We start from the raw sequence: 19926 nt of genomic DNA on the forward strand, positions 1-19926 counted from the left end.
AAAATCCCTGCTTACGAGCGACTTCTTCAACCCAAGCTCGGCCCCTGTTGATCGTAGCCCATTTCCTTCTCGTACTCCTGCCGTCTCTTGAGGTTGCCGAGCAGACGGCGCATTGACTGGCATGAGCGAGTTCCAGGCGATTGGTTAAGTGAGCATTTCGGAACCGATGACGTTCTGAATGAAATCTGGTTCTAGCGTCTGATTGTCGGTGGTAGTGTGCAAAACGGAAACGTCTCCGGTAGTCTCAAATACCACAGCCAAAATTTGGTCATAGTTAAGGGCATTCGCCTCTCGAAGCTTGCCGAACAGATCAGCTCGTGTAACATTTGCTTTGTCTAAATTCTCATCCAAGATCGTGCTACCACTCATTAAAAGGAGTGGCTCGTTATCAACCAGCTTACTGAAAGTTTTGGATTTCCGCCTTAGCCACGCCAACAACCACTGACCCAAATAGAGCGAGGCAATAGCTAGTAATCCTATCAGCAAAGAGGGGTTCTTGAGAGCGATAGTGGAAGCGAACAACGAACCCACAGCAATCGTCATTGCAAAGTCGGAAGCTGACATTTTTGAGAAACTTCGCAAGCCTACTACTCGGGTGAGTACTAGAATCGTTGCGTAAGTGATCAAAGCAGTAAAAAGCATCAGGGGTATATTTGCCCACTCAGCCGTGATCCATTCTGTGTTCATTGTGTTCCTTACTTTTTGAAATGAAATTTAGTCTAATAGGAACTGCTTTCCGACTCAGTTTCTGAGGAGTCCCGGACAAGGCCTGTATCCTCCTCTAGGCCAAACGTGTGGATGATGTCACGGATCGCCGTGTAGAGCATCATCACGATAGATATGACCGCACCGGCCAAGATGGCAGAGAGAGTCAGCACAGTGTAGTAAGCGGTGCTGTACCACCAAGGGGGAATGTCATCCGATTTGGTAATCGGGATGCAGTGGATCACTAAAAACAAAATGGCCATAATAAGAACAAGCATGTCGTAAAACGCAATTTCTTGGATGCGTCGGTAGAACAAAGGCTTCATTTGCAAATCTGAGTTGATCGACATCCCTAGCAAAGTAAGCATCAAGGCTAAAATCGTGGCAGCGGCGGTCATTACCGCCGAACACATAAAGCGACTCGTCGGCAGGATTGCTTCAAGGAGTACGCGTGCTTCGTCACTCGTCACACGGCCAATCATAAAAACAACTCCTGCCATTAGCAGGGTTGCTACCAGACCAGAACCGGCCGCCACGCTCGCGTCTCTTTTCCAGCGCGAGTAATCTGAAGCTTCGCTCATCGTGAACACGCCAATTCTCTGAATGTCTAAGTGCGGCATCAATGCATAGAAATAGCCTGATCGCCGGTACAGCGATGCTGTAGCAACCGTAAGGTTCGGCATAACATGCTAATCTCGGACCGCTCCGGCTGTGGAAGCTAACTCCTCATCGGACGGCGACTCTATCCCTGGAGCCGTCGAATCGGCATCACTCAGAGAAATCCTGATCAGACATTTATTTATTTCTCATAAATATCTAATGCCGACTATTTCGACTGCATGGTCAAAGAACCACCACCCTGGGGTCAGCGAATCCACGCTCTGCTGGGTTAAGTAGACCTCTGACGCTCTCATTAGAGCTGCATCGTCGGGCATAGCATTTGCAAGCATCTCTTTCACAGCAATTTGTCTGGACCTTCCATTTCTCAACCTCGACCCCGCTAAATTTTCCATGATTGAAAGCCACCACGACGAACATTCCTCTCACGAACACGGACACGCCGTTGCCGCCGACCACGAGGAGGTCGTTACGAATCTCGACCGCCCCCCGCTTCTAAGTTGGGGCGCTATCCTCGGCGGGCTGGCTTGCATGCTGGCCCTGAGTTGGCTGCTCGGGCTCTTGGGGCTCGCCCTCGGTGTGAGTATTGCTGACGTTACTGATGGAGAAGCCGTGGGACAGGGAATGCTCATCGGGACTGTGGTATGGCTGGTTCTCACTGCGCTAATTGCCTATTTCGTTAGCTCTATGTTGGCGGCCCGTTTGAGCGGGAAAGTTGATGATACCGTTGGTATGCTCCACGGTTTTGTCCTCTGGGGGGTCGCAACTACCGTGGGCATGGTGCTCGGCTACTACGGCATAAAGGGCTTGCTGCAGACTGGTTACAGTGCTGTTGAAACAACGACAAGCGTCGTTGCAACGACTGCTTCGGGGGCAGCTAGTGGGGTGTTCAATGCTGGCGCAGCCGTAGTAGATGCCGCTGATACCCCCTTGGGAGACAACATTCAAGCCAGGCTCAAGCGACGAGCCGCCTCGGTGGTCGCTGAATATGAAGCCGAGGGTGGCGTGGAGGTCGATTCTGAGGAAGTAGAGAGCGCCATAGAGTCGCTCAGTGCGGATGACGTCCAAGAAATTGCCACCTTGCTAGTGCAGGGCGAGATAACTGCCGCACGAGAATCACTTGCCGATAAAACGGATCTCTCCACTGCTGAAATTCGAGAAATCGTGGAAGGCATATCGAATCAATTTGAGGAGCAGCTGGGTACCGACGAAAACAAGACGGAATTAACTGGCGATGTGGCGAATTCGATAAACCGCCGAACTGCAGATTTCATAGCAGATTTGGATGCTCGGGGTGGTGCTGAAGTTTCTCAATCCGACGTATCCCAGGCCCTTGAAGGACTAACACCCGAGACGCTTCGCAGAGTCAGCATCAGGTTGTTCAACGGGAATTTGCAGAGTGCAAAGGATGTACTGGTGAATAATACCAATCTTACAACGCGCCAGGTGAATGACATCGTCGATGGCGTGAATGCGGACGTGTCGCGCAAAATTGAAGAATACCAAACTCAAGTATCCGAGGCCGCTGAGGCCGCTTCCACCTACGCCCAATCCATACTCTGGATCGAATTCATCGCCGGTGCCCTTGGTCTAGCAGTGAGTATTTTAGGAGGTTGGCTGGGTGCCGAAACCTCCCGAACGTTGTATGCGGAAATTCACCATAACCCGCGTTTAGAATCGAGAAGTTAGCCTGACCAATATCCTACAGTAACAAAGCACACCCCTCTTGTGACGATGTATGCAAACCGCGGATAAGTGCGTCGCAATCAACTTCAACACGAAAGTTTTCTCATGCGTTTCGGAATTATTGGCCTCATCGTACTGATTCTCATTGTCGCCGCCATCATGAAGAGTGCCGCGGTAGGCGGCCTCGGCGGAATATTGCTGTTGGTACTGATTGTCATGCTACTCACGGGACGTCTATGAAAACATTCTTAAGAACTGAGATGAACCGAAGCCAAGCTCAAAATTGCTCGTTGCTGATATGAAAAGTCGTGAAGTCCATTTGCAGTCTCGCCCTCAAGGGATTCCCAAAGAGAACAATTTTGTGCTGACTGAGGCAACCTTGCCTAATGTGGGCAAGGGCGAATTCCTCGTTCGCAACGAATGGTTCTCCGTTGATCCCTATATGCGCGGACGCATGCGAGAGGGCGAGAGCTACGTTGAACCGTTCGAACTCAATCAGCCCATGGAGGGCGGCTGCTTAGGCAAGGTTGAAAGCTCGAACAACCCTGATTTTCAGGAAGGTGACTACGTTCTGGGCAACCAAGGCTGGCGTGAATGCTGGATCTCCGATGGTGAGGGAGTCATGAAAATTGATTCTTCAGCAGCTCCCCCGCAAGCTTATCTAAGTGTACTCGGAATGACCGGCATGACAGCCTATGTGGGGCTCACTCAAGTCGGAAATCTTCAAGACGGAGAGCGGGTATTTGTTTCTGCGGCCTCTGGTGCTGTGGGGTCGATTGTCTGTCAAATAGCTAAAGCTAAGGGATGTTTCGTTATCGGTAGTGCTGGATCGACGGGAAAAATTGCCTGGCTGAAAGAGAATGCCGGCGTGGATAAAGCCTTCAACTATCACGAGACCAATAACATTTCTCAGGAAATCGCTGAGCTATCTCCTGACGGGATTGATCTCTACTTCGATAACGTTGGCGGAGATCATTTGCAGGGCGCTATCGACAATATGAACGACCGAGGCAGAATCGTTTGCTGCGGAATGATTTCGACCTACAACGAACAAGACCCCGAACCTGGGCCAAACAATCTGTTCAAAATAATTGGCAAGCGTATTCGGATGGAAGGATTTATCGTTCGAGACCACATGGACTTGAAAGATGAGTTCGTCAAAGCCATGCAGAGCTGGATTCAGTCTGACCAGATTGTCTGGAAAGAAACCATCACCGAAGGCCTGGAGAATGCCCCACAAGCGTTCATTAATTTGCTTAGTGGGGAAAAGCTCGGAAAAGCCCTGGTAAAAGTCTGATTAATCCCTCGAGAACTCCAGGACCAGAGAATTGGCATCCAACTTGCTCTTACGAGATTCAAGGTTTTAGAGAGACTTGGCTCTTGATTGCAGCAGGTTCCGTATTTCCGCCTGACCTACGGAAACTTGTTGTAGCTTGAGCTTGCAGTCCTAGACTGCAAACCTGCGATGTCAGGAGGCGCTGTGCCGAGACAGTTGCTTCCTGGCGTCGCTTTTTGTTTCCCACTGCCAAACATTACCTAGAGAACCATCATGAAAACTCTTTTAGCGAAGTTCGGCATCAGTAGCATAGCGTTCGCACTTTTTGCCGCTCTCTCGATTTCCCTAGCTGGTTGCGATAACGAAAGGGAAGTCTTAGACGTTGAAACGCCTGATGGCGAAGTGGAAATTGATCGCGATCCAGACAATGGTGATATCGATGTCGAGACAGAGGATAACTAGCAGTATTGCCCGCCGTCTCAATAGTAAACTCATTCACTGTGGCGAAGCCCCCGGCTTCGCCACTTTTTTCTTGCGCGTGCCTTATTAACGGTGAGACGAAAGCGGGAAGTTGATTGTCTAGGCACCACTCTGGTTTCCCGTCGTTCATTACAAGCCACCGTCTACATCGAAAAGATTATTGACTAACAGCAGGATAGCCCGTGTATGGGAGCAATTACCTACTTGGCACAAGGGTTGCTGACTATATCAAGTAGAGAGATGTACTAGAGGGCAGGACCGACTTGCAATATGAAACCTAAGGAGAAAGCTATGAATTGGGACCAAATCGAAGGCAAATGGAAACAAGCAAAAGGACAAGTGAAAGAAAAATGGGGCGACCTGACTGACGACGAGGTGGACCAAATTGCCGGCAACCGTGATCAACTTGTTGGTAAAGTCCAAGAGAAATATGGCATCGCCAAGGAAGAAGCTGAGAAGCAAGTTTCACAGTTTGAAAGCTCTTGTAATTGCTGAATGGTTTGACGACATGCGTGGCGGCTATCTGGCCGCCGGCTAAAACGTCTCGGCTACCCTATCGCGGGATGTTCCTGCGGATGAAGACGAATTAGCTATTTAAGTAGAAGGAATCAAAGATGACAATTTCGAACCTACTTCCCGGTGGAATCGCATTAGGACTCTGCACATTGCTAGCTGTCGGAAGTGTGATAGCCCAGGGCAATGCGACTCTCAACGAGCGTAATGTCAAGCAGCGCAACACAAATCGGCTGGATGGCAACAAGGTGGATAAGAAAATGCAGGGCAATATGGTTCGTGCGAGCCAGCTAACCGGCATGAATATCTACACACCTAACGGTGAAAGCCTGGGTGAGATTAACGATATCGTGCTCGACTGTCACAAAGGAAAAATCGCCTACGCTGCGGTAACTTATGGTGGATTCTTAGGGATGGGCGACAAGATGTTCGCCGTACCTTTTGAAGCCTTTAAGACCCGCACCGATCCGGATGACCGCGACGAGACCATGCTAACGCTCGACGTGACCCAGCAGAAACTGGAAGGTGCTCAGGGGTTCAACCAGGACAACTGGCCTAATTTTGCGGACAAGAGCTTCGCAATGCAGTTCGATAAGCGTTACGGCGTTGATCGCAAGAAGATGCAAGTGGAGCGTCACCGCCAGCTTAATAACAACGACGACAACTAACCACGGTACTAGCACGCTTCGTGTTTGATGCGAGCTACATTATTTCGATTCCACCGCGGGTTACTCAATTTGGGTAGCCCGCGGCATTTTTCCAACGATTGGAAGTATTGCATTTATGATTGGCAACATTATCGGGTGGTGTGTGTTTGGGCTGATCGTCGGAGCGATTGTCCGCGCACTGTCTCCCAACGACAATGTGCAAGGTTGCCTGCCTACGATTGCTGTCGGGGTGGGCGGATCTTTCACGGGGGGCATGATCTGGTACCTGTTGTTCGGTTCTGAAGAAGTCGGCATACAGCCGTCAGGATTCATCGGGGCTATCCTCGGCGGGTTAGTTATGTTGTGGGCCCTCCGCTGGTTCACTCACCGCCAGATTAACTCTCGTGGGGACTTCGAATCCCGCGAGGACTGAGTCGTCCTTTTTAAAGATAAAAGCCACGCCTGAATGGACGGCGAAGGATAAACGACAATATGAGCACGTGAAAAAGAGCGCGCTGGAGCAAGGCAAGTCTGAACAGCAAGCTGAGATAGGGCCCAAACGCGCGCCAAGGATTCTTCCCGTCGCGATCTTCGAGGATTCGTTGTTGTTCGGCATTCATGATTGAGTATTTCTTAGCGAGTCCACGCCAGCCATTTGTGAAACATTGACTTTACGAGCGGTGTGAGCCGGGTGCGGTTGTACTGATCGCCGAGCTTGCGGATTGCCTCGGCCTGCGTCGGATAGGGATGGATGGTGCTCGCAATCTTGCCAAGGCCGAGCTTGTTGGTCATCGCCAACGTCACTTCGGAAATCAGGTCTCCAGCACTTCGAGCAAGAGTCGTGTCTTTATCGAACTGCCGCTGCCGTATTCAACCAACTTCACGTTTCGATCTAGCTGCTCTGCACTTTCGACGGCATTGGTACTCATGATCCCGAGTTCGGTGCGAGTCAAGTAGTACTCGTCGAGTTCACCGATCTTATCAAATAGTTGCGAGCCCTTTTCGTCATAGAAGTACTTGCAAAGCAATTCCTTTTTTCGCGCCACTCCCTCGGTGGCCTCTGCAAGGAAATCTTCGGTGGCTAGAGTCTGCTCAATCATGATATCGTCTCGGAGATTTCTGGTGGCACAGGCTAATCGAAACCAAACTCATCAAGGTCAATGGCGTCTTCATCGGAATCGAAGGGGACAAATTGATCTCGATGATGTTGCAGGAAGGAATCGCTTACCCAGTCAAAGGTTTCTTCAGCACGCTTTTCACCCATGGCGAACAGCGCTGGAATATTTTCGACTTCGGCGAGACCCCACTGGCGTTCCATCGGAAAGTTGACGTGTCGGTAGCGGTCTCCCAGCAAGTACTTCAACGGCAAGTGAAGCCCTTGGACTTGTGAGGTACTCATCAAATCGGCAACTCGCGGTGCCCAAAACAACACGCCCGCGTCTGCGCCGGGTGGTTCTAGTGAGTATTGAGCTCGGCCCGTGCCAATCGAAAGTAGATGAACCTCTTTGGTGCTGTACGCTGGATCCATGCCTTCACGCGTGCAGAATTGCTGAATCCGCATGGTTTCGGAAAACGCCAGCATACTTGGGTCGGCAGCCCAAACACCTCCGTCTACAAACGCCTCGTCGCGAATCTGTCGATGTGGAAAATACGTAGGCGCTGCTGTCGCTGCGATCACTACGTCGGAAACTTTCAAGTTGCTGTCGCGAACTCCCAAGGGCAGATGCCGCGATCGGAATATGTGAGGCTCTCCGCGGCTGAGATTGACCGAAGGAATAATCAGCCTTGTAAATTCAACCGACTTGAGTGTTCGATCTCCAAAACCCTCATCGAAAGCGGTCTGCAAGGCATGTGGGCAGTATCGAGCCCGGAATGCCGAGTCCAACCCGCTGCCAGTTTTTTCCCGGAAAACCCAATTCGCGACGGGAAAGATAAATCGCATTAGCCGCTTTGCCTTGTAAGGTGGCCTGGGCGTAAATATCTGCTCGCCATATCGGACGTAGAAGTCATGCATTTGCTCGGCCGACATCCCCAGAGCCAATCCGGCTGCAATGATCCCTCCCGTTGAGGTACCGGCAATCAGGTCGAACGATTCTGCGATGGGGCGACCGAGCTTTTGTTCCAGTTCCTTCAAGTAGGAAGTGATAAATGCGCCGCGGATGCCTCCGCCAATTAAGGAGAGGATTTGAAAACGAGCCATTGTGATTCCGTTTGCGTTACATTCAGGTGTTTGACTGCCGACTACTCAATTCGCAATACAGATGCTCGATCTACCGATGTTCGGGGTTCTCGTAGTCGAATCGGCAGCCGGCGTCCCATTGAGAGCGTTGGTTGCCGTGAGCGGGAATTCCCCCAGCGTCCTTAATCATGCGAGCCAAATGCATGAGGTTCCAAGTCATGAAAGTCGTATTGCGGTTGGTGAAGTCGTTCTCAGGGCCGCCGGAACCTGGATCGAGATAGGACGGGCCGGGACCTGCTTCACCCAGCCATGCCGCGTCCGCCTGAGGGGGAATCGCATACCCGAGATGCTGTAGCGAGTAGAGAATGTTCATCGAGCAGTGCTTCGCACCGTCCTCATTGCCTGTGATCAGGCAACCACCGACGCGCCCGTAGTAGGCGTACTGGCCTTGCTCGTTCAAATCACCTGACGACGAGTAGAGACGTTCAATCACTTGAGTACAGACCGACGATTTTTCACCCAGCCAAATCGGCGACGTGATTACGAGGATGTCCGCTGCTTTGACTTTCTCGTTAATCTGGGGCCACTCGTCTTGATCCCAACCTTGCTCAGTCATGTCGGGGTAGACGCCGAAAGCTAAACTAAAGTCCACGGGCCGCAGTACCTCAACAGAAACGCCATTGGCTTCCAGAATCGTCTGGGAAATATCGATCAGACCTTGTGTATGTGATTTGTCTGGCGACTTCTTAAGTGTGCAATTCAGAAATAGAGCTCTCAGGTCGGAAAAATCCCATTTGCTTTGCGAGCACATTTGCTGTTGTTGTTCGTTGAGCTCCATTTTGGTCTCCAGGCGATTTGCGCAAGTTTGAGGAAAAAGTTTGTCGTTGTTCTAGTCGGGGGTTAGCTGTCATTTCTTTGTGCCGCCTCGGCGACTGCTGCGGCTACGCGAGGTGCAACACTACGATCCAATGGGTCGGGCAAGACACGTTCCGGAGACGGCCTCGACGTCGCAGAGGCTAAAGCATGAGCTGCCGCTATTTTCATTTCTTCGGAAATTACACTGGCACCTGCGTCCAACGCCCCACGAAAGATGCCAGGAAATGCCAGCACATTATTGATCTGATTGGGAAAGTCACTCCGCCCGGTACCGACCACTGCGGCGCCTCCGCGTCTCGCATCGTCCGGCATGATCTCCGGTGTTGGATTGGCCATTGCCAAAACGATCGAGTCTGTGGCCATTGTTGAGACGTCGTCCGAAGAAAGCAAGTTGCCTTTGCTGACGCCAATAAAGACATCGGCTCCGTCGATCATATCTTGCAGCGTCCCCCTGCGATTCTCGCGATTCGTGTAGGAAAGCAGTTCGTGCTTGTAGTTGGCCAAATCGCTACGGCTGTTGTGAATCGCGCCTTTAGAGTCACACACGACAACATCGTCAACTGGGATGCAGACATTCGGGCTGTGGCCGACACAACGCAATAGACGTGCGATCGCTGTCCCGGCAGCACCGGCGCCGTTGATCACGACTTTCATTTGAGTGATGTCACGTTCGAGTACTTTTGCGGCGTTGAGTAGCGCGGCCAACAGGACAATCGCCGTGCCGTGTTGATCATCGTGAAAGACGGGGACGCCGATATCCTGCAACTGCTGCTCGACGGCAAAACAACGTGGAGCCGAGATATCTTCCAGGTTGATACCGCCGAAAACCGGTGCAATTCGCCGCACCGTGGCGACTATTTCGTCAACGTCCTGTGTGTCGAGGCAAATGGGCCATGCGTCGATGTTGGCGAACTCCTTGAACAGCAACGACTTGCCTTCCATCACGGGGATGGCTGCGTGTGGGCCAATGTTTCCGAGTCCCAGCACTGCCGATCCGTCAGTCACTACCGCAACCGAGTTTCGCTTGATCGTCAACTCACGAGCCTTGTTCTGATCACTCGCGATGACTTCGCACGGGCGTGCGACACCAGGTGTGTACGCCAGCGACAGATCATCGCGGCTGGCTATCGGCATCTTTCCAACGACGCCAATTTTTCCACGGAGTTGTTCGTGGATAAGGAGACTTCGCTCAAAGAAATCCATTGTCGGTTTGTCCTTTCTCAAGTCTGGTTACAATTTCGCCAAAATCGAATGTATCGGTTGAGTCTCGGCCAATGGCATGTGGCTAAACAACGCCGTAGGCCAACATGGAGTCAGCGACCTTTATGAAACCCGCGGACTCCGTCGCCTCGGGCCCCCGGTTGTGAACCGTGACCTTCACATGAATATCCTCGGCATCCGCTTTCACGTACTCAACAAAGACATCGAAGTAGCGGTCATCGTCAAAAGCATCCGTGTCGATCAACTCAACTTCGGGTTGATCCTTGCCCGTCTGGTTCCGCGACACCAGTTCGTCTTACGGAAACCCGCGCTGTGGATATTTGTAGAGCGTTTTCAAATAGGAGTTCGTCGGCGTGCCGTCGAGGTAATAGTAGACCTCCTTGACATCTTCACCATGATTACCTTCGTTTCCCGTTAGCCCGAACATTCGCTCTTTCAGAACGGGGTCTCTACCGTTCCACATTGCGAGCGACAGACAAAGTCGCTGCTTGTCGTCGCAGAAGCCCGCGATTCCATCCTCGCCCCAACGGTAAGCGCGACTGCGTGACGCCTCGTGGCTCACGTATTCCCAGGCCTCGCCGTGCTCACTATAGTCTTCGCGCATCGTTCCCCATTGGCGCTCGCTAAGGTAGGGCCCAAACGCGCGCCAAGGATTCTTCCCGTCGCGATCTTCGATGAGTCGTTGTTGTTCGGCATTCATGATTGAGTGTTCCTTAGCGAGTCCACGCCAGCCATTTGTTAAACATTGTCTTTACAAGCGGTGTGAGCCGGGTGCGACTGTGCTGATCGCCGAGCTTGCGGATTGCCTCGGCCTGAGTCGGATAGGGATGAATTGTGCTGCCGATCTTCGATAGACCAAGGCCATGTGTCATTGCCAGCGTGATTTCAGAAATCATGTCGCCAGCGTTGCGGGCCACGATAGTCGCTCCGAGGATTTGGTCCGAGCCCTTCTTGGTGTGGATCTTCACGAAGCCTTCGTCCTCACCTTCGAGGATCGCGCGGTCAACATCGCTGAAGTGCTGCACGTACGTTTCGATCTCGACGCCTTGTTTTTCGGCCTCATGCTCATAGAGACCGACGTGAGAAATTTCTGGAGACGTATAAGTACACCACGGAATCGTCAGGGCGCTTGACTTCTTGCGTCCTTTGAAAAGTGCGTTCTGAATTACGATACGAGCCATGAAGTCGGCAGCATGCGTGAACTGGTACGGCGAACAGATGTCGCCTGCCGCAAAGATGTTCGGATTGGTCGTTTGCATCCGGTCGTTGACTTTGACACCTTTCTTGTCGAAGTCCACGCCGACTCCTTCAAGGTTCAGGTTCTCAACATTCGGTGCTCGGCCAACTGCGACTAACAATGCATCGATCGGTTCGTTGTATTCCTGACCATGCGACTCGACGGTCAGTCGAATACCGCCTTCGTTCTTGATCTCTAGGTTGCGTCCGCAGCAGAGTAGCTTGACGCCGTCCTGCTCCATTGCCTTCCGAACGATTTCGGCAGCTTCACGATCTTCTCGCGGTAAAATGCCGTGCTCCGACTCCACGAGGTAGACTTCGGAGCCAAGCTGTGCGAACGACTGGGCCATCTCACAGCCGATGGGTCCGGCCCCGATGACACCGAATCGCCGAGGCAACTCCGTCAGCGAAAAGACGCTTTCATTCGTCAGATACTCGACGCTGTCCAGTCCGGCAATTGGCGGAGCAGACGCGCGTGCTCCCGTTGCAATGACAGCTCGTTTGAATTCGAGCTTCGTGCCATCGACATCAATGCTATTGGAGTCAATAAACCGGCCCTGACCAAAGTAGACATCAATGCCAAGGTCGCTGAATCGTGTTGCCGAATCGTTTGGGCTAATGCGGGCACGAAGCTTTCGCATTCGCTCCATGACGTTCGCGAAATTGATATTCACTCTGTCAGGAACTTCAACGCCGAATTCGGAGGCGTGCTTCACCGTTGCGGCGACCCGAGCCGCACTGATCACGCCCTTTGATGGAACGCAACCGACATTCAGGCAATCACCGCCCATCAAGCTGCGTTCGATCAATGCGACCTTCGCTCCCAGCCCGGCGGCACCGGCAGCGGCAACCAAACCAGCAGTTCCGGCCCCGATCACGACCAAGTTGTAGCGGCCGGCTGGAGTCGGGTTGCTCCAGTCGGGTGGATGCACATTGGCTTCGAGTGCCTGGTTGTGCTCGTCATTGGGTTGTAATTGAACTAGCGTCATTTTGCTTTCTCGGTTGATTCGGAGTGTTTATGTGCTTCAGGCGATCACTTCGATAATACGACGGGGGTGGTCTGGGAATTCGGCGCGGCCGACAGTTTGCCATTCTCGTTCTGGGCGACTGCGGGGTGAAGTCGCTGCATCGCCTTTTTTACCACCAGTGGAAAAACACCCAGCAACACGAAGGCAGCGATCAGTTGAGGAGTCAGGATACCACTGGCTCCTTTGTCGGCGAGCGTCGTCAGGTTCGGAACACTTGATCCGGCGTATACGAAGACTGCAGTACCGGGCAGCATGCCGAGTTGGCTGACCCACCAGTACGATCGCGGTGGAATCGGCGTCAGTCCCATGACTGCATTGACAACGAAAAAGGGAACTGCCGGAATGAGCCGCAAGGTAAACAGATAGAAAGCCCCCTCGCGCTCAAGCGCCTTGTTGAACGCGGTTAACCGATCCCCGAAGCGATGCTGTATCGTGTCGCGAAATAAGTAGCGGCTGAGGAAGAACGCTAGTGTCGCTCCAGTCGTCGAGGCAAAGCTAACCAGCACTACGCCACGCCAAAAACCGAAGTACCATCCGAATAGCAAGGTCAAGCCGGCAGCTCCCGGCAACGACAATCCAGTGATCACCACATAGACCAGGAAAGCAACCGCGTAGACGAGGACGGGATTATCGACTTGGTACAGCCGCAGTTCAGCTTCTCGACTTGCAAGGCTACCGAGCGATAACGAGTCGCCAAACTGCGTGTAACCAACTGCGATGGCCACCACTACGACCGACAGCACGCCGACCTTTGTCCAAATGCCTTTTGAGTGTTTCATCTTTCGCTCTCCATGTTTGTATTCGTTTGGTCAACATACCAGCCCAATGCTGATCAACTTTTCCGACCCGCTACGTTCCGTCCGCCCTGGATCCATTTCACCGCGACAGGGGTATCGAAGAGCAAGGACACGCCGTCGATCACGAGTATTGCCCTGAGAAATATACGGTATACTCTCGTCGCTTCCGGCCTTGCAAACAGGACGAGGCCCACTAGCAATATCCACGGGAGCGGGTGCGGGATTGCCATGAGCTTGGAAAACCGCAGTCGTAGAACAAGATCATATAGCAATCAATTTCTGAACGGGACGTAACTAAAGTCAGCGATCGACCGCATGGGCTACCTCGCACGTACGATTGTTTGCAGTTATTTGGGGAGGCTGTGATTGAGCATGCCTAGCAGTATCGCTGCTCCGCTTTGAATCCAGCGAGGCATGAAGAAGCCACCCGCCGTGACGGATCCAGCGGCGGCACAGGATTCCCAAGATGATGCCATAAGCCAAGTGGGCCAATGCCACGGTGATGGGCATCTTCGGCATATCTAGCCCCATGAATCCCACGCCGAGGGAGTTGACGGCCGGGCTCAGGAGAAAACCGACTCCGATCAATTCCCCATAGATAACGGCGCTTCGTAGTGAACCACGGCCAAACAGCACGGCAAAGATGATTCCAAAAGCTGCACCATTCCAGAAATGGTAGGTCCAACCAAGTACATCCGATAAGAGCGAGGGGCCCAGCATGAAGCGGTCGGTCATGAGAACACCGAGAAGGCGAGGTAGGTCTCCAGGCATTCCCTCGAACACATGAAAACTTGTTGCCCGTACGGCCTCCAGAGCCAAGGTGGCCACGATACCGGCTGCTGCTCCGGAAAGTATGCGGTTACTAAGTCGCCTGTGGCCCCGCCAACTTGCAAGGCAGGTAACTATCGCCAGTGCCAGCGAGGCTGGAAGCAGCAACCAAAGAGCGAGCACAGGCATGGTCGCAAGCCCAGCCTGGGCGGCTGGAAAGATATTCGGCGAGATCCCGGCTAGCAGCAAGACCATGCCTGACACTATCAACTCTTCTTTGTGGAACTTGCGCATCTTAGACTCCTAATCGTGCGATGGCTCCACCGGAGCCATCGCACGGAAAGTGGAAATACCGGGGTTAAACTATCGATTCAGCATCGCTGTCATGTTTGCCAGTTTCTCGTCCAGCATCATCCCGATTTTGTCAACCTTGGCATTCCCAAATTTATGGAGCTGCTGTGAGGGTGGGATGTAGGTTACATGGGTCCGTCCCTGGTGGTCGGAGTAGATGTTGATCCGCACAGGCACGACCAGACCAGCGCCAGGTTCGACAGTGAATAGCTGCTTGCCGACATTCGGATTTCCGACGAACAGCGTTTCCGACTGCAGCTTGAGTCCCGTCATGGCGAGTACTTTTCCTTGATTGATCTCGCCCATGACCATCATGCCATTCCCAGCAACCATCTTCTTTACAGCGGCAACGGTTTGCTCAACCGACCCAGTGGCCGGCACGACAACTGGGCCACTTTTCGGGGAGGTACTCGCGCCTTTTTTTCCGCTCTGCGCAAAAGCCGATGCACCGAGAGCAACAGTAAGTCCCACAACAACCAACGCGATCTTCGTTCTAGTAAACATCGCTACAACTCCTCTAGACTTGAATTCGCCCCTAATTGACATGGCTACGATGCGCAACGCTGCGCTGTTCGCTTTGGGTTGCCCGACGCGGATGGGGCGGTCACATCCGCGTGCCTATCTGACAAGAAAGACGAGCAGCAAGCCATATCCTTACATTTGGACTGGGAAAAACTTTGCCGGGCAGCCCCAGTGCCAAAATTAGTTAAGTCGTCATTGCTGGCACGTGGCTGATTTGCAGCGATTTTATTCCCAATGTGGCGTTGCCCACAGAACGGCAATCTTCAGTACTGATACGCTGATCGTATTGTCATCCGCACACGCCCACAACTTACGGCACTCGTGGGTCTAAGGAGGTTGGTTCAGTCCGGCATAGAAGGAGCATGACTAGATGACGAGCGTTGAAAAAAAACAAACGACCGATGGATTGACCGAGACGGAACTCGTGAGTTTCTTGCGTGAAGAACTTGCGGAGTTAAGACAAGAGCTGTCTCACGAGAGGCACACTTTGAATCACGAAAAAGAGATTGCCGAGCGAGTTCATCGTAGCCTCTTGCCAATCGCCGTCCGTCATCAAAGTATTGATGTCGACGTTCGACATCTTTCTGTAGAGCCACTTGGAAATGACTACTGTCAGGTGCGTATTCCACAGGATGACCCGCTCGCGTGCTATATCTCCATGTGTCATGTGGAGGGGCGAGGAATCGCATCGGCTCTACTGGCGTCTCGAATTAGTAGTGAGGCACGCCATCTGATTGAAGGCCTATTCGGCCCTGCAGACATGGTCCATTCTCTGAACATGTTTATCTATGAATACTTCCATGAACTAGATATTCGGTCTTCGTTTATGGCTACCCGGATCGATCTCACACAACGCACCGTTTGTTTTAGCGGTGCTGATCATCCAGGTGGGTTACTGCTGCGCCCTAACCAGGGACTTGCACAGCGCTTGGCCAGCCAACACAGTTCGATCGGTCGGGGGCCGGACATCTTGTATGGCGATTCTCAAACAATGATCGGGCTTAAAAATGGCGACCGTCTACTCTTCTTTGCAGCTGGCATCACTCAGAATGTCAATTCGGCCGGGCAAGCGCTAGGCCAGTCGGGATTAGCCACCATCGCTGCTAGCACACTGAGCTTAGGTGTGTTTGAAATGCTGGATGAACTTATTGAGCAGGTAAAAAAACACTGTGGTGGGCCGTTGCAATACGACACAACGCTCGTCGCGGTAGAAATCAAGTGATTGTTCCGGAAATGGTGTAAGCGTGATTGGATCCATCCGTCGTACAGATGGAAGCTTCGCTTGGCAGACCAATAGGAGTCACCCAATTTCCCACGGTGGCATTGCACTGTAGGCAGCAGCTTCTATTTGATCAGTGAGCGTATCCAACGTTAGCGGGAGTAGAATTGTGAATACTCAATCTATTGGCAATCGCGTGATTACATTTCAGAACGGTCTGAAGCTTCTTGCTTGGACCACCATGCTACTCGCGTCATTGGCAGTCACGCAGATCTCTGGCGATTGGGGCCATTCCGTTTGCGGTCCGTGGGGCTGCGGTCCTCCAACACAGGCATTGGTCGGCTGCCATTTGGCATGGTTCGTCGTCCTGCTTCCCTTGGTTTTTCTCTCAAGTAATTCAAGCCGCCTAGCGGTCCAATCGCCCATTCAGCTTGGAATGATTTTGCTTGGCGCAGGTACGTTGATGCTGTTGACACTACTGATCTATCAAGGCGTCGTCTGGTGGCCAGAGGCCAGTGAATGGCAGCGCAACTTTTTCTGGCAGCGGTTTGGATTCTCAATTGCGACGAGTGTCGATATCCCCGCTCTGCAACTACTAACTGTCGGGTTCGTGATGATAGGGGTGGCGCGTGCTTCGTCCGCGCCCCCTCAAGAGGATACTGTCCTGACAACGGGCGAAAGGCTTAGTGGCCATCGCCTTGAGCACTAAGAATCGTCTTGGAATTTTGACCATTGGAGATATCAGCATGCTAGTTCTTTCTCGCAAGTGCAGCGAACGAATCGTCATTGATTTCAATGGCGAAACGATCATAGTCCACGTTCTCAAGATGCAAGGTAAGCAGGTGCGACTCGGCATTGAGGCGCCAGTACATATCGCTGTGCATCGCCAGGAGATCTCGGACAAGTTAGCAGCGGAGCGGGTGGCTTAGCACAGGTTGCTTGTGCAGGTTGTTCCCTACGTCGCTCGAAATCCCAAATGGCGAATTCTACAATCGGAGGGCAGCCATGTCACTTCTAAGCTACTTTTCGAAAATATGCCGACGTGTGTGGTTTGTTACCCATCGCCGGTCTCTTGGGTATGCCGGTATTGCCGCTGTTGCGCTCACAGCCTGGATGCTCTCCTTGGCCTACCAGGAAGTTCGCACGCAGCGAGTTCTTCCCAACAACGCCGAGTTTTCTCAATCCAGTCTGTTGCCACAACGGCAAACGGTGCAATTTGCGCGACAGCGTCCTACGACTGAATTCGATTTGTCGGCAAGCATCGTACCCAAAAACGAGCTGCATTCAGGCGGGCCTCCCAAAGACGGGATCCCGGCCCTGACTAACCCGAAGTTCATCACTTCCAGGGCTGCTACGTATTTGCAACCTGCGGACCGAGTGATTGGCGTTGTGGTGGCAAACCAGGCCAAAGCTTACCCGCTGAAAATTCTCAACTACCATGAAATCGTAAACGATCGCTTTGGCGATACGCCAGTGGCCGTGATCTACTGCCCCCTCTGTGATTCTTGTACCGCATTCAATCGTCGCACGGAGCAAGGTGAACTTGAATTCGGAGTTTCAGGTTTGTTGTACAACAGCAATGTATTGATGTTTGACCGTGGCGGTCAGCCAGAGGGTTTGTGGTCGCAGATCATGGCGCGAGGGATTACCGGACCGAGTGCTAGAGTTGGGCTGTTGCCCTTACCACTGGAACTTACCACGTGGAAAGAATGGCTATCACAACATCCGAATTCGTTGGTCTTGTCCTCTCAAACAGGACATCAACGCAACTACAATCGTAGTCCCTACGGTGATTACTTTTCCACGCCACGGCTAATGTTTCCGGTCAAGCAAACGGACAATCGCTTGCCGGCCAAAGCACGAGTCCTCGGCGTTTGGACGGATACGACTGCGAAAGCCTATCCGGAATCGTACTTCGCTCCAGGTCGTCAGCGAGTGGAGGATATAGTCGATGGCAAAAAGATTGTCATTCAATACAACAACGCCGCGAAAAGCATGCGGGTAGTGGAAGCCGATCAGGGTGTGCAATGGATGTACTCGCTTTGGTTCGCCTGGTACGCCTTTCATCCCGAGACTGAAATCGTTGGACGATAGCGAGACGGTTTGTGAGTGGGATAACCGCCTTGCGTTTAGCGCCAAGTACTTTCGCTTAGTCGCCTACAGGTGGCTAGGCAATCACTCGAGCCCAATGCTGCTTCTGCTGGAAATGAATCTGTCGTTGAAGTTCAATAAACGCCACGAGCTATAGTTGGGCCAGAAACCAATAACTGACTCCGGCTAATAAAGCCGCAGCTGGCAGCGTCACAAACCAAGCGAGCAGGATCTTCAGAATGGTCGTTTTCTGTGCTTGGCCTGTCGTTGCGCCGATTCCGAACAATGAGCCGCAACTGACGTGGGTTGTTGAGACCGGCAGACCGTAGCGACTGGCTCCAATCACAATAGCGCCGGCAACAAGATTCGCAGTAAATCCCTGACCGTGATTCATCGAAGTGATTTTATGACTCATCGTCTCAGCGACTCTACGAGCACTTAGTAAACCGCCAATTGCGATCACGGTACCAACGAGGACGAGGCTCGCTGAGACTCCCAGAAAGGGAGCGACGAGCAACATCGCGGCAATTTTGGGCGTATCATTGAGCCCTCGGGCAAAACTAACCATCCCTGCCGACAGAAAGTGTAAACGATCGAGAGTTTCTGCGGCCGAGATTCCCATTACCGCTCCCTGATATCGACTTTGGCACGTGACGGTATTACCTAACGTCGCGCTCAATTTCTCAGCTCGTTGCAGCGCCACCGCATGGTGGTTGTCTGCGAGGACCTCGACCGTTGCATTGCCAATACAAAGACAATGTTCGCGACCGATCCCGAGTCGAAGGCGACTCCAGCGAAACACTGGGTAAATCACGCTAGCCGCGGCGATTGCCAGAATGGGACTAAGGATCAGCGGAAGTAGGAATTTGGACCCAAGAATTCCCATATCCAAAGCCGAGCCGGCGAACAAACCGGTGCCAAGCAGCGCACCCACCAGACTGTGAGTGGTCGAGATTGGCATACCACCCCAGGTCGCCAAAAGGACCGTCAGTCCCGCTCCCAGCGCAACGGCGGCAGCAAAGGCGGGTTGCGTAGCGATCGTGTCGTCTACAAGGCCCTTGCCGCTGAAACTTTGGATAAGGTTTCCGGCAAGTAGGTATGCCGTCAGCGAGCCGAGGAAAGTTGTTCCTGTCGCCCAGATCAGCGCAGTCCTGAAGCTCGTCGTGCCACTGCCAAATAGTGTTGCGACCCCTTTGAAATTGTCGTTAGCACCGTTCGCGTAGGCGACGCATAGTCCAGCAAAAATGATGGCAAAAAAGATCATACTCGAGCTCGTATTTCTAAATGCTTGTGGTGCAGGGAGCAAACCGCAGTCGCTACTCGTGTTGATACCGAACGTTCTGGCAGCTCCGGTTACACGCGGCATCCTGGCTAATGTAATTCCACGCTTCGCCGGAGACGCTTAAGTCCTCACGGACCGTGGTCGATGACCGCTCGCCCAAGTATCGCCCCCACTTCCGGAAGTCGCCTTTGCGTACTCGATCGTTGACTAGCCGTCGTTTCGTAAAATTCTTGCCGTTGCCTCTCTTGCCGAGTGGATAAACTACCAATTCGGTAACGACGGTGTCGGACGTCCTTTCCTTACACGAGATCAGCAGAAAATTGCGCAAAGTACGAGAAAACGTACGGAGACCCCCGACTTCAAAAAATCTGGACCTGCTAAGTGTGAGTCCCACAAGATTTGCCTGGCAGGAATGGCGTATTCTCGCGGCC

At 52.6% G+C, this 19926-nt stretch carries 25 protein-coding genes; 11 read left to right on the forward strand and 14 right to left on the reverse strand.

Annotation, left to right across the window (positions count from 1 at the left end; genetic code table 11):
* Window positions 1-144: 144 nt before the first annotated feature.
* On the reverse strand, window positions 145-687 hold the full coding sequence (locus HG15A2_RS19300) for a DUF421 domain-containing protein (protein WP_145062406.1): 543 nt from the start codon (window positions 685-687) through the stop codon (window positions 145-147).
* Between the two features lie 32 nt (window positions 688-719).
* The gene (locus tag HG15A2_RS19305; RefSeq protein WP_145062409.1) at window positions 720-1388 is read right to left on the reverse strand and encodes a hypothetical protein; all 669 of its coding nucleotides are present in this window, start codon (window positions 1386-1388) and stop codon (window positions 720-722) included.
* A gap of 328 nt (window positions 1389-1716) precedes the next feature.
* Between HG15A2_RS19305 and HG15A2_RS19310 the strand changes: the two genes are divergently transcribed.
* From HG15A2_RS19310 to HG15A2_RS19335, 7 genes are all read left to right on the forward strand, one after another.
* On the forward strand, window positions 1717-3012 hold the full coding sequence (locus tag HG15A2_RS19310) for a DUF1002 domain-containing protein (protein WP_145062412.1): 1296 nt from the start codon (window positions 1717-1719) through the stop codon (window positions 3010-3012).
* A gap of 102 nt (window positions 3013-3114) precedes the next feature.
* Entirely contained in the window at window positions 3115-3249 is a 135-nt protein-coding gene (locus HG15A2_RS24860; protein ID WP_261342136.1) for a hypothetical protein, read from the forward strand.
* 58 nt (window positions 3250-3307) lie between these two features.
* Window positions 3308-4306 carry an NADP-dependent oxidoreductase gene (locus HG15A2_RS19315; protein WP_145062414.1) on the forward strand — a complete coding sequence of 333 codons (999 nt, stop codon included), beginning with the start codon at window positions 3308-3310 and terminating at the stop codon, window positions 4304-4306.
* A 252-nt stretch (window positions 4307-4558) separates the two neighbouring features.
* Complete coding sequence (locus HG15A2_RS19320; protein ID WP_145062416.1) at window positions 4559-4747, forward strand: hypothetical protein; 189 nt, start codon at window positions 4559-4561, stop codon at window positions 4745-4747.
* A gap of 309 nt (window positions 4748-5056) precedes the next feature.
* A complete protein-coding gene (locus tag HG15A2_RS19325) occupies window positions 5057-5260 on the forward strand; it encodes a CsbD family protein (protein ID WP_145062418.1) in 204 nt (67 codons plus the stop codon).
* Between the two features lie 119 nt (window positions 5261-5379).
* The gene (locus HG15A2_RS19330) at window positions 5380-5946 is read left to right on the forward strand and encodes a PRC-barrel domain-containing protein (protein WP_145062419.1); all 567 of its coding nucleotides are present in this window, start codon (window positions 5380-5382) and stop codon (window positions 5944-5946) included.
* Between the two features lie 115 nt (window positions 5947-6061).
* Window positions 6062-6358: a GlsB/YeaQ/YmgE family stress response membrane protein gene (locus HG15A2_RS19335; RefSeq protein ID WP_218932105.1), complete on the forward strand. Its 297-nt coding sequence runs from the start codon at window positions 6062-6064 to the stop codon at window positions 6356-6358.
* A 200-nt stretch (window positions 6359-6558) separates the two neighbouring features.
* Here HG15A2_RS19335 and HG15A2_RS19340 read toward each other — a convergent pair whose 3' ends face one another.
* The 11 genes from HG15A2_RS19340 to HG15A2_RS19390 form a co-directional block, all read right to left on the reverse strand.
* The gene (locus HG15A2_RS19340; protein ID WP_145062421.1) at window positions 6559-6717 is read right to left on the reverse strand and encodes a hypothetical protein; all 159 of its coding nucleotides are present in this window, start codon (window positions 6715-6717) and stop codon (window positions 6559-6561) included.
* A 20-nt stretch (window positions 6718-6737) separates the two neighbouring features.
* Entirely contained in the window at window positions 6738-7025 is a 288-nt protein-coding gene (locus HG15A2_RS19345; protein ID WP_145062423.1) for an L-histidine N(alpha)-methyltransferase, read from the reverse strand.
* Between the two features lie 32 nt (window positions 7026-7057).
* Window positions 7058-8125, reverse strand: a complete 1068-nt coding sequence (locus tag HG15A2_RS19350; RefSeq protein ID WP_145062424.1) for a CBASS cGAMP-activated phospholipase — start codon at window positions 8123-8125, stop codon at window positions 7058-7060.
* A gap of 70 nt (window positions 8126-8195) precedes the next feature.
* Window positions 8196-8942, reverse strand: coding sequence for a flavodoxin family protein (locus HG15A2_RS19355; RefSeq protein WP_145062426.1), 747 nt, complete (start codon window positions 8940-8942; stop codon window positions 8196-8198).
* Window positions 8943-9004: 62 nt separating this feature from the next.
* Window positions 9005-10183 (reverse strand): NAD(P)-dependent malic enzyme, encoded by a 1179-nt coding sequence (locus HG15A2_RS19360; RefSeq protein ID WP_145062428.1) that lies wholly within the window; start codon window positions 10181-10183, stop codon window positions 9005-9007.
* A gap of 82 nt (window positions 10184-10265) precedes the next feature.
* Window positions 10266-10487: a hypothetical protein gene (locus HG15A2_RS19365; RefSeq protein WP_145062430.1), complete on the reverse strand. Its 222-nt coding sequence runs from the start codon at window positions 10485-10487 to the stop codon at window positions 10266-10268.
* A gap of 9 nt (window positions 10488-10496) precedes the next feature.
* Window positions 10497-10901: a hypothetical protein gene (locus HG15A2_RS19370; RefSeq protein WP_145062432.1), complete on the reverse strand. Its 405-nt coding sequence runs from the start codon at window positions 10899-10901 to the stop codon at window positions 10497-10499.
* A 13-nt stretch (window positions 10902-10914) separates the two neighbouring features.
* Window positions 10915-12426, reverse strand: a complete 1512-nt coding sequence (locus HG15A2_RS19375) for a mercuric reductase (protein WP_145062434.1) — start codon at window positions 12424-12426, stop codon at window positions 10915-10917.
* Window positions 12427-12470: 44 nt separating this feature from the next.
* Window positions 12471-13244: a TVP38/TMEM64 family protein gene (locus HG15A2_RS19380; protein ID WP_145062436.1), complete on the reverse strand. Its 774-nt coding sequence runs from the start codon at window positions 13242-13244 to the stop codon at window positions 12471-12473.
* Window positions 13245-13562: 318 nt separating this feature from the next.
* A complete protein-coding gene (locus tag HG15A2_RS19385; RefSeq protein ID WP_145062437.1) occupies window positions 13563-14324 on the reverse strand; it encodes a hypothetical protein in 762 nt (253 codons plus the stop codon).
* Window positions 14325-14393: 69 nt separating this feature from the next.
* Window positions 14394-14885, reverse strand: a complete 492-nt coding sequence (locus tag HG15A2_RS19390; RefSeq protein WP_218932106.1) for a DUF302 domain-containing protein — start codon at window positions 14883-14885, stop codon at window positions 14394-14396.
* 388 nt (window positions 14886-15273) lie between these two features.
* On the opposite strand from HG15A2_RS19390, the gene HG15A2_RS19395 reads away from it, so the two are divergent.
* From HG15A2_RS19395 to HG15A2_RS19410, 4 genes are all read left to right on the forward strand, one after another.
* On the forward strand, window positions 15274-16125 hold the full coding sequence (locus HG15A2_RS19395) for a PP2C family protein-serine/threonine phosphatase (RefSeq protein WP_145062442.1): 852 nt from the start codon (window positions 15274-15276) through the stop codon (window positions 16123-16125).
* 166 nt (window positions 16126-16291) lie between these two features.
* Window positions 16292-16831 carry a hypothetical protein gene (locus tag HG15A2_RS19400; protein ID WP_145062444.1) on the forward strand — a complete coding sequence of 180 codons (540 nt, stop codon included), beginning with the start codon at window positions 16292-16294 and terminating at the stop codon, window positions 16829-16831.
* A 37-nt stretch (window positions 16832-16868) separates the two neighbouring features.
* The gene (locus HG15A2_RS19405; RefSeq protein ID WP_145062446.1) at window positions 16869-17051 is read left to right on the forward strand and encodes a carbon storage regulator; all 183 of its coding nucleotides are present in this window, start codon (window positions 16869-16871) and stop codon (window positions 17049-17051) included.
* 76 nt (window positions 17052-17127) lie between these two features.
* Window positions 17128-18216 (forward strand): DUF3179 domain-containing protein, encoded by a 1089-nt coding sequence (locus HG15A2_RS19410; protein WP_145062448.1) that lies wholly within the window; start codon window positions 17128-17130, stop codon window positions 18214-18216.
* A gap of 148 nt (window positions 18217-18364) precedes the next feature.
* Here HG15A2_RS19410 and HG15A2_RS19415 read toward each other — a convergent pair whose 3' ends face one another.
* Window positions 18365-19477 (reverse strand): inorganic phosphate transporter, encoded by a 1113-nt coding sequence (locus tag HG15A2_RS19415; protein ID WP_145062450.1) that lies wholly within the window; start codon window positions 19475-19477, stop codon window positions 18365-18367.
* Window positions 19478-19926: the final 449 nt, after the last annotated feature.

Source organism: Adhaeretor mobilis (assembly GCF_007741515.1).
GTDB lineage: Bacteria > Planctomycetota > Planctomycetia > Pirellulales > Lacipirellulaceae > Adhaeretor > Adhaeretor mobilis.

Excerpts from the sequence above, each read along its gene's own strand:
- HG15A2_RS19395 (WP_145062442.1), top strand. The coding sequence starts at position 15,274 with ATGACGAGCGTTGAAAAAAAACAAACGACCGATGGATTGACCGAGACG.
- HG15A2_RS19330 (WP_145062419.1), top strand. The coding sequence starts at position 5,380 with ATGACAATTTCGAACCTACTTCCCGGTGGAATCGCATTAGGACTCTGC.
- HG15A2_RS19370 (WP_145062432.1), bottom strand. The coding sequence starts at position 10,901 with ATGAATGCCGAACAACAACGACTCATCGAAGATCGCGACGGGAAGAAT.
- HG15A2_RS19350 (WP_145062424.1), bottom strand. The coding sequence starts at position 8,125 with ATGGCTCGTTTTCAAATCCTCTCCTTAATTGGCGGAGGCATCCGCGGC.
- HG15A2_RS19385 (WP_145062437.1), bottom strand. The coding sequence starts at position 14,324 with ATGCGCAAGTTCCACAAAGAAGAGTTGATAGTGTCAGGCATGGTCTTG.
- HG15A2_RS19335 (WP_218932105.1), top strand. The coding sequence starts at position 6,062 with ATGATTGGCAACATTATCGGGTGGTGTGTGTTTGGGCTGATCGTCGGA.
- HG15A2_RS19355 (WP_145062426.1), bottom strand. The coding sequence starts at position 8,942 with ATGGAGCTCAACGAACAACAACAGCAAATGTGCTCGCAAAGCAAATGG.
- HG15A2_RS19320 (WP_145062416.1), top strand. The coding sequence starts at position 4,559 with ATGAAAACTCTTTTAGCGAAGTTCGGCATCAGTAGCATAGCGTTCGCA.
- HG15A2_RS19375 (WP_145062434.1), bottom strand. The coding sequence starts at position 12,426 with ATGACGCTAGTTCAATTACAACCCAATGACGAGCACAACCAGGCACTC.
- HG15A2_RS19360 (WP_145062428.1), bottom strand. The coding sequence starts at position 10,183 with ATGGATTTCTTTGAGCGAAGTCTCCTTATCCACGAACAACTCCGTGGA.
- HG15A2_RS19390 (WP_218932106.1), bottom strand. The coding sequence starts at position 14,885 with ATGTTTACTAGAACGAAGATCGCGTTGGTTGTTGTGGGACTTACTGTT.
- HG15A2_RS19300 (WP_145062406.1), bottom strand. The coding sequence starts at position 687 with ATGAACACAGAATGGATCACGGCTGAGTGGGCAAATATACCCCTGATG.
- HG15A2_RS19410 (WP_145062448.1), top strand. The coding sequence starts at position 17,128 with ATGTCACTTCTAAGCTACTTTTCGAAAATATGCCGACGTGTGTGGTTT.
- HG15A2_RS19405 (WP_145062446.1), top strand. The coding sequence starts at position 16,869 with ATGCTAGTTCTTTCTCGCAAGTGCAGCGAACGAATCGTCATTGATTTC.
- HG15A2_RS19415 (WP_145062450.1), bottom strand. The coding sequence starts at position 19,477 with ATGATCTTTTTTGCCATCATTTTTGCTGGACTATGCGTCGCCTACGCG.
- HG15A2_RS19305 (WP_145062409.1), bottom strand. The coding sequence starts at position 1,388 with ATGCCGAACCTTACGGTTGCTACAGCATCGCTGTACCGGCGATCAGGC.
- HG15A2_RS19315 (WP_145062414.1), top strand. The coding sequence starts at position 3,308 with ATGAAAAGTCGTGAAGTCCATTTGCAGTCTCGCCCTCAAGGGATTCCC.
- HG15A2_RS19325 (WP_145062418.1), top strand. The coding sequence starts at position 5,057 with ATGAATTGGGACCAAATCGAAGGCAAATGGAAACAAGCAAAAGGACAA.
- HG15A2_RS24860 (WP_261342136.1), top strand. The coding sequence starts at position 3,115 with ATGCGTTTCGGAATTATTGGCCTCATCGTACTGATTCTCATTGTCGCC.
- HG15A2_RS19310 (WP_145062412.1), top strand. The coding sequence starts at position 1,717 with ATGATTGAAAGCCACCACGACGAACATTCCTCTCACGAACACGGACAC.
- HG15A2_RS19380 (WP_145062436.1), bottom strand. The coding sequence starts at position 13,244 with ATGAAACACTCAAAAGGCATTTGGACAAAGGTCGGCGTGCTGTCGGTC.
- HG15A2_RS19345 (WP_145062423.1), bottom strand. The coding sequence starts at position 7,025 with ATGATTGAGCAGACTCTAGCCACCGAAGATTTCCTTGCAGAGGCCACC.
- HG15A2_RS19340 (WP_145062421.1), bottom strand. The coding sequence starts at position 6,717 with ATGACCAACAAGCTCGGCCTTGGCAAGATTGCGAGCACCATCCATCCC.